This is a genomic window from Chitinophaga caeni (assembly GCF_002557795.1).
GTDB lineage: Bacteria > Bacteroidota > Bacteroidia > Chitinophagales > Chitinophagaceae > Chitinophaga > Chitinophaga caeni.
In genome coordinates, this window is sequence record NZ_CP023777.1 from 5,120,833 (window position 1) to 5,133,311 (window position 12,479).

General features: G+C 45.0%; 9 protein-coding genes. 6 read left to right on the forward strand and 3 right to left on the reverse strand.

Going from position 1 to position 12,479, the window contains the following annotated elements; translation table 11 throughout:
• Positions 1-350: 350 nt before the first annotated feature.
• A complete protein-coding gene (locus COR50_RS21510) occupies positions 351-2,432 on the reverse strand; it encodes an alpha-L-fucosidase (protein WP_098195912.1) in 2,082 nt (693 codons plus the stop codon).
• Positions 2,433-2,848: 416 nt separating this feature from the next.
• Here COR50_RS21510 and COR50_RS21515 point away from each other — a divergent pair, with 416 nt between their 5' ends.
• A complete protein-coding gene (locus COR50_RS21515) occupies positions 2,849-4,240 on the forward strand; it encodes a Gfo/Idh/MocA family protein (RefSeq protein WP_098195913.1) in 1,392 nt (463 codons plus the stop codon).
• Positions 4,241-4,391: 151 nt separating this feature from the next.
• On the opposite strand, the gene galK is transcribed toward COR50_RS21515, so the two are convergent.
• Positions 4,392-5,540 (reverse strand): galactokinase, encoded by a 1,149-nt coding sequence (galK, locus tag COR50_RS21520; RefSeq protein ID WP_098195914.1) that lies wholly within the window; start codon positions 5,538-5,540, stop codon positions 4,392-4,394.
• Positions 5,541-5,818: 278 nt separating this feature from the next.
• Positions 5,819-7,117 (reverse strand): sugar MFS transporter, encoded by a 1,299-nt coding sequence (locus COR50_RS21525; protein ID WP_232516225.1) that lies wholly within the window; start codon positions 7,115-7,117, stop codon positions 5,819-5,821.
• A 188-nt stretch (positions 7,118-7,305) separates the two neighbouring features.
• Here COR50_RS21525 and COR50_RS21530 point away from each other — a divergent pair, with 188 nt between their 5' ends.
• The 5 genes from COR50_RS21530 to COR50_RS21550 all read left to right on the forward strand — a co-directional run bounded on the left by COR50_RS21530 (position 7,306) and on the right by COR50_RS21550 (position 12,477).
• Entirely contained in the window at positions 7,306-8,727 is a 1,422-nt protein-coding gene (locus COR50_RS21530; RefSeq protein WP_098195916.1) for an MFS transporter, read from the forward strand.
• Entirely contained in the window at positions 8,699-9,664 is a 966-nt protein-coding gene (locus COR50_RS21535) for an ROK family protein (protein WP_098195917.1), read from the forward strand. Before COR50_RS21530 ends, COR50_RS21535 begins: the two co-directional genes overlap by 29 nt.
• Positions 9,665-9,700: 36 nt before the next feature.
• Positions 9,701-10,750, forward strand: coding sequence for a N(4)-(beta-N-acetylglucosaminyl)-L-asparaginase (locus COR50_RS21540; protein ID WP_098195918.1), 1,050 nt, complete (start codon positions 9,701-9,703; stop codon positions 10,748-10,750).
• A 23-nt stretch (positions 10,751-10,773) separates the two neighbouring features.
• Entirely contained in the window at positions 10,774-11,520 is a 747-nt protein-coding gene (locus COR50_RS21545) for a copper homeostasis protein CutC (protein ID WP_232516226.1), read from the forward strand.
• 63 nt (positions 11,521-11,583) lie between these two features.
• Positions 11,584-12,477 (forward strand): alkaline phosphatase, encoded by an 894-nt coding sequence (locus COR50_RS21550; RefSeq protein WP_098195920.1) that lies wholly within the window; start codon positions 11,584-11,586, stop codon positions 12,475-12,477.
• Positions 12,478-12,479: the final 2 nt, after the last annotated feature.

A 12,479-nucleotide genomic window follows, 5' to 3' on the forward strand; every position in this document is an offset into this window, starting at 1 on the left:
CAACAGACATGTTAAGGTCTCGTTGTGCGATAGCGTGCCTATAAAGTAATGACGGACGCTATCAGATACGAGGTCGTCGGGAAAGATATCTAAAAACGGGACACCCAATAGTATGTACACCCTGTATCAGAGAAGGGTGAAATGCGGAGATGTTGGTATGGGCTTTGGTAATTTCCAACTTCAGTTCAGCGTTAAATTGTTATTAAAATACTTGTTATGTTTTTAGACAATTGCAAAGTTATAATAATAATATTTACCGATGCCCAATTTTTTTGTGAAATATTTTAAAAAATACAGCATCGCCATTATATATAGCGATGCTGTCAATAATATTACTGATAATCAATTAGTTACTTAGTAATCAAATTTATTTCCGGTATTGTCACCCAATGTTCATTTTCGTGTGCCGGGCTGATGGCTTCGAATTTGAAGAATTTTGCCTGCCGCGGTACGTTCAGTTGCACGGTTTGCAGTACCGGGTTATTGGCAATATTACCAAATTGCCCCTTGGCTACCGGGGCTCCCCAGTTTTTGCCGTCCTGGCTAAGGTAAAACGCGTATTCGTATACATTCCCACTACCCTTATCATCCCGGTTCGGGTAATATTTGAAACCCTTCACGGTTACAGTTTCACCCAGGTCTACCGAGATTTCATGCGGATAACCCTTGTTCGTGGTTTTCCAATTGGTGCGCCAAGCTGTATTTAACTGGCCGTCAATGGCTTTCGCGGCTTCGTTGCCGAGAATTTCATCGCTGCTGCCGATCACCTTCCATTTTACCGGGGCCAGGTCGAACTTGGCGGTTACCGTATTCCCCGAACGGGCAACACCTGTTTTGGTAAATGCTTTTGCTTTTACCGTTCCGCCCTGGATGAAAGCAAACGGCGCTGAATAAACCTTTGACTGTGCTGTTGGTTCCCTTCCATCCAGGGTATACCGTACCAGGGTTTCTTTATTAGCATCCTCTATATTGACCAAACCTTGTTGATTTCTCTGGATTTTAGGATCGCTTAGAATCACCGGCGCCAGGTACAATTGAAGCTCGTTGATAACGGGGGCCGCTTTACTATCTAAGAAAGTGATTTTTAGTTTATTAGTGGTGGTGGTCGGCAAGATCAGGATTCTTTTATGCCCGATGGTGGTTCCTGAAGCGATCTCCTCATAAACATGATTTACGAGGGCTTCCACTTTGAAGGACTTCACCCTTTGCCCCAGGGCAATATGTTCTTGCAAAACCAAGCGGTTAAAAGTAAAAGGTTTATAGCTAGATAAATATAGTACAGGCTGTTTCACCGCATCGGATGCAGCCCAGTACGTTTGTGCACTTCCATCGGTAAGATAAATGGCACTCACATTTTTACCAACCCTGGTGCTCGTGGCCGTAGCCCTCAATTTCAACGCGATGTTATTCTTAAAGGCGGCATCCCTAGCCCTTTTAAACTCCATCAGGCGGATAGAATCCCCCCTGGGTATCAAACCCCGGCGATCTACCGGAACATTCAATAACAAGTTGGCGTTCCTGCCCACGGAAGCGTAATAAATCTGCATCAGGTCCTGTACCGATTTTACTTTATCGTCGGTTGCAGGACTGTAGAACCATCCCGGTCTTATGGAAACATCTGCTTCTCCCGGCACCCAATCCTTTCCATCTTCCAGGCCATTATTCAATATTTCGTTGATGCCATGCATCCCCGGTGCAAGCTTATCGGCATTGATCGTGCTCCAATTAGTTTCCCCGGCAAAGCCCTTTTCATTCCCTATCCAACGGCAACCGGGGCCGTTATCGCTGAATATGATCGCGTTGGGATGGTATTTATAGACCACCTTATGAAATAAATCCCAATCGTACACCTGTTTTTTGCCGTTAGGTCCCTCACCGTTGGCGCCATCGAACCATTGTTCGAATACATCGCCGTACTTGGTATGCACCTCTTCCAAGGTCTTGGCAAATATCTCGTTATACCCGGGGGTACCGTAAGCGGGGTGATTGCGATCCCAAGGCGAAAGGTATACACCGAATTTCAACCCGTATTCCTTGCAGGCGGCAGATAATTCGGCCAAAACATCCCCCTTGCCATTTTTCCAAGCGCTTTCCCTTACGGTATGCGTACTATAGGCGCTGGGCCATAAACAGAAGCCGTCGTGGTGCTTTGCAGTAATGATAATCCCCTTCATCCCGGCCAATTTAGCCGTCCTGGCCCATTGCCTGGCATCCAGTTGAGTCGGATTAAAAACCTTCGGACTTTCGTCACCGTGGCCCCATTCCTTATCAGTAAAAGTATTGACACCGAAGTGAATGAACATGTAATATTCCAATTGCTGCCATTTCAACTGTGCTTCGGAAGGCAGGGAACCGTAAGGTTTCAGAACCTGTGCATCAAGGTGTAGGAAGCTACTAAGTAAGGTCGCGGTAGCCAGTAATAATTTCTTCATACGTTTTTGTTACTCTATGTTGACCATCTCGCAATGGACGCAATACATATACTAATTTGTAAATATGATGCAAAATCACATCATTTTCAATAAAAATACAATTGCGGGATGAACTGGTAGGATAATGATAAAATATTTGCAAGGATAGATAAAATACTACGGAATTAAATACCTGGGAAATGTAAGACTGTGTTAAAATTCGATAAGAAGTGCTACAATAAAGGGATTCAAAGAAATACGCCCTTCACGGATATTGTTCTATTCTTTACCCTCATCGCCTAAAATACCTTACCATTTAAACAAGATGAAACCCTTTTCTCACAATAATGTCACAAAAAAACAAGTATATGCGTAATTCATACACCTAATTTTATAAATTTAGTGCTTCAACGTTCATACAGTAACAATACAGCATTATGAATAAGCATTTACATCGCAGAAATTTTCTCAAGAACACCGCGGCAGCCGGTGTTGGCTTGTCGTTGATGGGATCATCGGCAAAACTTTTCGCTGCACAGAAGAAAGATAAAGTAAAAGTAGGTTTGATCGGCGTAGGAGAAAGAGGCCGCGGCCACCTTTCCCTTTGCTTGCACAGGCCGGATGTGGAAGTTGTTGCGATCGCGGATCCTGATACCAACAGGGCCATTCCTGAATCCAGGAAGATGATCGAGAAAATTTACGGTGCAAAGAAAAAAGTTGCCGAGTATTCCAACGGGCCGGAAGATTTCCATAACATGTTGAAACGCGATGATATCGATGCCGTTATTATCGCGACTCCATGGGAATGGCACACGATCCAAGCAGTGGCAGCGATGAAAGCTGGTAAAACTCCGGCAGTTGAAGTTTGCGGCGCTTCCGATGTGCAGGAATGTTGGGAACTGGTAAACACCAGCGAAGCTACCGGCATCCAGGTGTTTGCCATGGAAAACGTTTGCTACCGCAGGGATGTTATGGCAGTATTGAACATGGCGCGCCAAGGTTTGTTCGGTGAAATTACTCACCTGCAAGGTGGCTACCAGCACGATCTGCGCGAAGTGAAATTCAACAACGGTAAACAAGTTTACGGCGGCGGCGTGGAATTTGGTGAGAAAGCTATTTCAGAAGCTCATTGGAGAACCAATCACTCGGTTCACCGTAACGGCGACCTTTACCCTACGCATGGATTAGGTCCCGTAGGTAACGTGATCAACCTCAACAGGGGTAACCGCTTGATGACCTTGTCTTCAGTGGCAACTAAATCCCGCGGATTGCACAAATACATCGTGGATCACGGTGGCGAAAACCATCCGAATGCCAAGGTAAAATTTAACCTGGGCGATATTGTTACCACCTTGTTGAAAACCAGCAACGGTGAAACGATCATGTTGTCTCACGACACGAACTCCCCGCGTCCTTACTCCTTGAACTTCCGCGTACAAGGTACGAACGGTTTGTGGATGGACGATGTAAGATCCGTGCACATCGCCGGTAAATCTAAGCCTCACTCTTACGAGAAAACAGGTGATTTCAACGATCCGGAATCTTATTTCGGTAAATACGACCACCCTTTATGGAAACGTTATGCAAATGACGCTTCCGGTGCAGGGCACGGTGGTATGGACTGGTACGTGATCAATTCATTCATCGAGAGTATCAAGCGCGGTGCAGAATACCCGTTAGATGTTTACGATTTGGCTACATGGTACTCCATCACGCCATTGAGCGAGCAGTCTATTGCAGAAGGCGGTAACGTTCAATACATTCCGGACTTTACCCGCGGCCAGTGGATCAACCGCAAACCGATTTTCGCATTCGACGATCAGTATTAATCCACAGGTTTCCATAACACAGGTGATTATAAAAATACCCCGGCGCAAATGGCACCGGGGTATTTTGTTTATTGCAATTTGCCATATAAAAAAAGAACACCCGCAATGGGATGTTCCTTTTTCAATCTATCTAAATCTCAAACATAAACATTTAAACTACGGAAGTACCCTTTTCAATACTCGTGACGTATACTTCGGGCACTTTATTATATTTTGATTCGTAACGCTGTTTCATGAAAGCGATGAATTCATCTACCTTGTCCGTTTTTACCAAGTTAATCGTACAACCGCCGAAACCACCGCCCATAACCCGGGCGCCTGCAACTTCGGGTCTTTCCTTGGCCCACTCTACCATGAAATCCAGTTCAGGGCAACTAACTTCGTATAACTTGCTCAAACCTTCGTGGGTTGCGTACATCAACTTACCCATATTTTCCAGGTCATTCTGTTGCAAGTATTCGCAAGCAGCTAATACCCTTTCATTTTCTGAAGTCACGTACAAACAGCGATCATATACTTTGGCAGGTAATTTATCCGCATATTCCTTCACCTGTTCAGAACTTACATCCCTTAAACTTTTGATACCCGGCAAGTACTGTTGCAAGATGGCAACTCCTTCTTCGCACTGCGCCCTTCTCACGTTATATTCCGAAGAAGCGAGGGAATGCGATACCATGCTATTGCACAACACGATTTTATATTGATCACCGAACTCGAATGGAAAATAATGGTACTCCAGGCTACGGCAATCAAGGCGCATCACCGTATCTTTTTTCCCGTGCAAATTGGCAAACTGATCCATGATGCCGCATTTTACACCGGGGAACGTATGTTCTGCCAATTGACCTACTTTCGCCATATCCATGCGATCCATACCGAGGTTCAATAATTGGTCTAAAGCAACTACGAGCCCACCTTCCACGGCGGCTGATGAAGATAAACCGGCGCCGATGGGAATATTCCCGTGTAATACGCAATCGAAACCTTTTATTTCGTGCCCCATTTGTTGCATTTGATATACAACACCCATCAGGTAACAGATCCAACCTTCGTTGGTCGGTTGAATATTATTCACTTCAAACGATACCAATTCCCCGTTAAACAAAGCCAATGCATTACAGGTATCCGTACCGTTTAAAGACACCGCGTAAACAATGTTCTTATCGATGGCTCCCGGTAATACAAATCCTTCGTTGTAGTCCGTATGCTCGCCTATTAAATTAATTCTACCGGGTGAAGTAGTGACGATGGGTTCCTTCCCAAATGTTGATATAAATTGCTCCCTTACTTGCTGGATCATATAAGTCTAATAAATGTATTTTTTACACCTAAAAATATAAAACATTTATAAAAGTTGTACCCACCTTTTAAAAAATAACATTATTATGTGAATAGAAAGTTATAAACAGGTGAAATTTCGATGAATTATTACCAGGAAAAAGCAAGTAGGCTCCATTCCTAAACAGCTTAACAAGCATTATAATAATTTGATTCCCAACTTTTAAGTACCATACAAAAGCAAAAACCCACCTCGGTGGGTGGGTTTGCGAATTTTATATAAAAATTATTAGCGACAAATTATTCGGCTGGCAAGCCTTTTTTATAACCGCTCATCGCGTAATAAATCATGTACAGGTAACATGGAATCATGATGATATAAGGAATTTGCCTGTCAGCCATCACGTCGGCCATTTTACCGTAGATTAACGGCAGGATGGCTCCCCCGGCGATACCCATTACCAATAATGCCGATCCGATCTTGGTAAACTTGCCAAGCTTATTGATCGCTAAAGGCCAAATGCCCGGCCACATCAGGGAATGTGCAAAACTCACCAGGATCATAAAGATGATGGCAGTCCAACCGCTGGTTAATATCGCGCAGGTAGTGAATACCATTCCCAGGATAGCACAAAGAATAAATGCCTTCCTTTGGGAAATAAATTTAGGCACCAACACGATACCCAGTAAATATCCTACTGTAAAGGCAATTAAACTACCGATACCGAACTTGGAAGCAATGTCCTGGGTAAACCCTTGCGATTCACCGAATAAAGTCAAGGAATCGATCGCTAATACCTCTACCCCTACATATAAGAATATACAAATTACGCCTAATACGAGGTACGGCACCTGGAATACAGAAGTCCTGCCATACTGGTCCGGTTCATTAGATTCCACGTTGTCTTCCGCGTTAACTTCCGGCAGTGGGGCTTTCCTTACAATGAAGGCCAGGACAAATAAAACGGCTGCCATCACGATATAAGGCACGATCACCTTCGATGCCAGTAATGTCAATTCCGCTTCTTTCTCGGCGCCGCTAAGGGTCTTGATACGTTCGGAGATTTCCGCACTGTCATGGAACAAGAACATGCTCAGGATAAAAATACCGATCATACCGGCCACCTTGTTACAGATACCCATGATACTCATACGCTGCGCCGCGCTATCAATCGGGCCTAAAATCGTAACATAGGGGTTTACGGCTGCTTGCAGCAAGGTCATGCCGGCAGCAGTAGTAAATAAACCCAGTAAGAAAACGATGTAAGAACGGCTTTGTGCCGCGGGGATAAATACCAGGGCGCCGATGGCCATCACGACGAGGCTGAGCGACATTCCCTTGGTAAACCCGATCTTCTTCAGGATGAGCGAAGAAGGGATTGCCATGGCAAAGTAGGAAATATAAAATGCGAATGTCACGAAGTATGCTTCGAAATCAGTAAGTTCGCATGCCTGTTTCAAGAAAGGTATTAGCAAGCTGTTGAGCCAGGTAACAAAACCCAGGATAAAAAACATGGTCCCGATAACGACCATGGCCTGCTTATAATTTGATGGTGTAGCCGTACTGCTGGCTGGTTTGGTTGAAGTCATTGTTGACATAAGCTGCTTTGATTGAATGTGTTCACGTGAACACGAACATACTCATTACTTTTTAAATTTCATAAATATATTAGCTAAAACGTTAAAGCAGTTATGAAACCTGAACATTTTCTTTAGTTTTTTGCGAAAATGATAAAAAATAATTTATACATTTATTGCCACAAATTTATTTAAAATTAACAAGTAATATGTCCACGCAATCGAAGCAAGGAACCCACCCACAGTTTTTTGTGTTAGTAATGGTGTTCTTTTTCTGGGGGTTTGTTGCTGCCTCTAATGATATTCTGATACCACTTTTTAAGGAAAAATTCCACTTGGAACAATGGCAATCGCAACTGGTAGGATTTGCATTTTATATCGCCTATTTCGTAGGAGCTATTATTTATTTCATCGTTGGAAAAATTTGGGGCACCGATCCCCTCAACCGTATCGGGTATAAAAACGGGATCGTTTACGGGATCATTTTCTCCGGTCTAGGTACCTTGGTATTTTACCCGGCTGCCCAAACCGAATCTTTCGCTTTAATGCTCACCGCATTATTCATGGTAGGCTTAGGTTTCTCTTTGCAACAAATTGCTGCCAACCCCTTTGCAATCGCCCTGGGCGACCCTGCCGACGGCGCCAAGCGCTTGAACGCAGCGGGTGGTATCAATAATTTCGGTTCCACGCTGGGTCCTGTATTGGTAAGTATCGCCATCTTTGGCGAGGCCACGAAGGATGCGGCGAAAAATGCACCGATCAGCGCCGTGAAAATCCCTTACCTGGTATTGGGCGTATTATTCATATTGGTAGCGATCGTGTTTTACATGTCGAAATTACCGGCTGTGCGTAACGATGAAAAGATGGAGAAAGGCTTCGGCGCGTTGAAATACCCGCAGTTAGTGCTGGGTATGGTGGCCATCTTCATTTATGTAGGAGTTGAAGTTTCTATCGCTTCCAACCTGGGTGAATATTTGAAGGTAACCGAAAACCTGGACTCCTCTCAAATCAGCCACTACGTTTCTTTATTCTGGGCTAGTATGATGATGGGGCGTTGGACTGCCGGTACGAGTGCATTCAACCCATCTGCAACTTGGAAAAAAATATTAACGGTTATTGTACCGTATATAGCGTTCGTCGTTTATTTATTGATTAACGCGATCAGGGAAGGTGATGTTAGCGATCTATATATTTACGGTGTATGTATTTCATTCATCGTGGTAGCCTTCTTCTTAAGTCAAGATAAACCCGCCCGTCAATTATTAGTATTTGCCTTATTTGGTATTGCTGCAATGGTGATCGGTTTGGTGACAACAGGTAAAGTAGCATTGTTTGCCTTTATCAGTGGAGGTCTTTTCTGCTCCGTAATGTGGCCTTGTATCTTCACATTGGCTACCGCAGGTTTGGGGAAATATACTTCCCAAGGTTCTGCCTTCTTAATTATGATGATTCTCGGTGGGGCGATCGTTCCACTTGTTCAAGGTGGCTTGGCCGATACGATCGGTATCCACACTTCTTACATCATACCTGTATTGTGCTTTGCATACTTAGCATTTTACGCGATCAGAGTTAAATCTATACTAAAATCTCAAGGAATTGATTATGAGTCAGCAATTAGCGGTGGGCATTGATATTGGAGGAACCAATACCGTGTTCGGCATTGTAGATAGAAGAGGTAACATTTTGTGCGATGGGAAAATGTCAACCAAAGCCCATGAAGAAGTTACGACCTACTTATCCGAACTACACGGGCACTTATCCAAACTTATCGACCAAGTCGGCGGACCCGCCAATATTAAAGGTATCGGCGTGGGCGCTCCTAACGGAAATTATTATTCAGGAAATATTGAATATGCTCCCAACCTTCGCTGGAAGGGAATCATTCCCTTGGCAAGCATGTTACAAGGTTTGTTCAATATCCCTACGCATCTCACCAATGATGCCAACGCGGCTGCCGTAGGTGAAATGACGTACGGTGCGGCCAGGGGTATGAAGGATTTCATCATGATTACCCTCGGTACCGGCGTGGGAAGCGGCATCGTGGCCAACGGTCAATTGATCTACGGTCATGATGGTTTTGCAGGCGAATTGGGTCACGTCATCGTGATTCCGGGCGGAAGATTACACCCGGGTACAGGCGCTAAAGGTTCACTCGAATCTTATGCTTCTGCGACGGGCGTTACCAATACTGCTATCGAGTTCTTACACAACAGGCCTGAAACGGAAAGCTTGCTTAGAAACTACCCTGAAAATGAAATTTCTTCCAAGGTGATTTTCGAAGCGGCACAAAAAGGCGATCCGCTTGCCCGCGAAGTATACGCTTACACGGGAAAAGTACTGGGTGAAGCCCTGGCCAACTTCGTGATGTTCTCCAGCCCGGAAGCCATCATCCTCTTCGGTGGTCTTACGAAAGCCGGTGACCTCATCATGAAACCTGTAAGGGAGCATATGGAGAAAAACTTATTGCCTATATTCCAAAATAAAGTGAAATTGCTTTTCTCGGAACTGAAGGAAAGTGATGCCGCTATTCTCGGCGCCAGCGCACTGGCCTGGGAAATGAAAGATTAATTTTGCCAGGAAGCAAAAGCTTCACAAATTTACAATATGCAAAACAGGCGTAAATTTTTCAAGGCAGCAGTGCTTGGTGCTGCTGCCTTTTCAATTGACGGGGTTTCTAAAACGGCCAAAGCTGCCACCCCCAAAGTTGTAAAAGGGAAACCGATCGTTGTTTCTACCTGGGATTTCGGGATCGCTGCCAACGCGGAAGCATGGAAAGTGCTAAGCGCTGGCGGACGGGCGCTAGATGCCGTGGAACGCGGCGTACACGTACCTGAAGCCGATCCTAAGAACCACAGCGTCGGTTATAGCGGCTATCCCGACCGTGACGGGCATGTTACCTTGGATGCCTGCATCATGGATGAATACTCCAATTGCGGCTCGGTAGCTGCCTTGGAACATATCGTGCATCCTATTTCCGTTGCCCGGTTGGTGATGGAAAAAACGCCGCATGTTATGCTCGTAGGCGAAGGCGCCTTGCAGTTCGCCTTGGAAAACGGTTTCAAAAAGGAAAACTTGCTCACCCAGGAAGCGGAAAAAGCCTGGAAAGAGTGGTTAGAAAAATCGGAATATAAGCCGATCATCAACATGGAAACCAAATCCTACGACAGCAATGGTGCAACGGCTTACAACCCGCTGATGCTGCCGGGGAACGTGTACAACCACGATACGATCGGCATGTTGGCGATGGATGCGAACGGGAACCTTTCCGGTGCTTGCACTACCAGCGGCATGGCCTTCAAATTACGCGGCCGGGTTGGAGATTCTCCTATCATCGGCGCCGGTTTGTTCGTCGATAATGAAGTTGGTGCGGCTACCTCGACCGGTGTCGGTGAGGAAGTGATCCGCATAGTAGGTAGCCACCTGGTAGTGGAGTTAATGCGCCAAGGTTATTCGCCTGAAAATGCTTGTAAAGAGGCCGTGATGCGCATCGTAAAACGCGATCCAGCGAAGGCGAAAGCTATCCAGATCGGTTTCCTAGCCTTGAATAAAAAAGGTGAACACGGTGCATATTGCTTGCAGCAAGGATTCAACTACGCTGTTTGCAACGCGGAAGATCAAAAGAAATTGATTAAGGGCAAGTATTATTTTAAATAATTCATCTTCTATATTGAATTGAAATGGCAATCGTTTTAGAAATTGCAGCGGGCTCCGTTGGCTCATGTATTGCTGCGCAAAATGGGGGCGCAGACCGGGTTGAATTATGTGATAACTTGTTAGAAGGTGGTACAACCCCCAGCTATGGCACCATCGCGGTAGCCAGGGAGAAGATCAGTATACAACTATATCCCATTATCCGCCCGCGAGGGGGTGATTTTCTCTATGATGATACCGAGTTCGAAGTGATGAAAAAGGACATCAGGATGTGCAAAGAGCTGGGATGTGATGGCGTGGTAACCGGTTTATTAACAGCCGATGGCAGGGTCGATAAAATCAGAACGACCGAGTTAGTTGAATTGGCATACCCTTTAGGCGTTACTTTCCACCGCGCATTCGACATGACGGTTGATCCTTTCCAAGCCATGGAAGATATCATCGATTGTGGCTGCGAGAGAATCTTATCGTCAGGACACCGAAATACGGCGGTTGAAGGGGCCGGGTTATTAGCAGAACTGGTCAACAAAGCCGATGGCCGCATCACGATCATGGTCGGCTCGGGTGTCAGGGCCAACAATATTGCGGAACTCGTTACAACAACGAAAGCAACAGAGTACCATACATCAGCTAAAGCTTACGAAGAAAGCCAGATGCAATTCAGAAACCCTAATGTTAGTATGGGCGGTATTCCCGGGGTTCCCGAATACGGGATTTCTCTTACCCAGGCAGACCAGGTAGCTACCATTCGTAAAATTGCTGAAGAAGTTTAGTAAACTTTATTTACAAATATTAAACAAATGCTTCTATATTTACTGAAACGAAAGACAGTAAATATGAAGCATTTGTTATTTGGGCTATGCCTAGCATTTTTATCTTTCCCTGCCTTTGCTCAATCCAAAGGCGTAAAAGGCGTAAAACATGTCATCTTGATAGGACTGGACGGCTTCGGCTCTTATAGCATCCCGAAAGCGGAAATGCCCCGGCTTAAAGAAATGATGCAACAAGGTTCTTGGACAATTAAAGCCCGGAACGTATTACCTACTTCCAGCGCTGTTAACTGGGCATCGCTCCTCATGGGCGCCAGCCCGGAAATACATGGTTACACGGAATGGAACAGCCGCAAACCGGAAATACCATCGCGCGTTGTTGATCAATTCGGGATGTTCCCATCTATCTTTACACTCTTGTACGAACAAAAACCGAAGTATTCCGCCGGTGTGATTTACACCTGGGAAGGTATCGGCTACCTCTTTCCCAAGCAAACCGTGAAAAAAGATGTGCATTGTGAATCAGATAGCATGACCACTGCTGTTGCAACAGATTATATCAAAAACGAAAAGCCTAATTTCTTATTCATACATTTCGATCAACCTGATGAAACGGGGCATAAAATCGGGCATGATACCCCGGAGTATTACGCGCAATTGAAAATCCAAGATCAATTAATTGGTAAAATCCTCGATGCCATTAAAGAATCCGGCACCTGGGATGAAACAATCGTGATGCTGACTGCCGATCATGGCGGGATTAATAAAGGTCACGGTGGCAAAACCCTGCAAGAAATAGAAATTCCATGGTTAATTATGGGTAAAGGCATCAAAAAAAATCAAGAAATACAGGAAACAGTTAACACTTTTGATACCGCGGCAACAATTGCCTATATATTCGGGCTAAAAGTGCCACAGGCTTGGATTGGTAGAAATGTTAGGACTGCTTTCACCAAGTAATT

Excerpts from the sequence above, each read along its gene's own strand:
- COR50_RS21510 (WP_098195912.1), bottom strand. The coding sequence starts at position 2,432 with ATGAAGAAATTATTACTGGCTACCGCGACCTTACTTAGTAGCTTCCTA.
- COR50_RS21515 (WP_098195913.1), top strand. The coding sequence starts at position 2,849 with ATGAATAAGCATTTACATCGCAGAAATTTTCTCAAGAACACCGCGGCA.
- galK (WP_098195914.1), bottom strand. The coding sequence starts at position 5,540 with ATGATCCAGCAAGTAAGGGAGCAATTTATATCAACATTTGGGAAGGAA.
- COR50_RS21525 (WP_232516225.1), bottom strand. The coding sequence starts at position 7,117 with ATGTCAACAATGACTTCAACCAAACCAGCCAGCAGTACGGCTACACCA.
- COR50_RS21530 (WP_098195916.1), top strand. The coding sequence starts at position 7,306 with ATGTCCACGCAATCGAAGCAAGGAACCCACCCACAGTTTTTTGTGTTA.
- COR50_RS21535 (WP_098195917.1), top strand. The coding sequence starts at position 8,699 with ATGAGTCAGCAATTAGCGGTGGGCATTGATATTGGAGGAACCAATACC.
- COR50_RS21540 (WP_098195918.1), top strand. The coding sequence starts at position 9,701 with ATGCAAAACAGGCGTAAATTTTTCAAGGCAGCAGTGCTTGGTGCTGCT.
- COR50_RS21545 (WP_232516226.1), top strand. The coding sequence starts at position 10,774 with ATGGCAATCGTTTTAGAAATTGCAGCGGGCTCCGTTGGCTCATGTATT.
- COR50_RS21550 (WP_098195920.1), top strand. The coding sequence starts at position 11,584 with ATGAAGCATTTGTTATTTGGGCTATGCCTAGCATTTTTATCTTTCCCT.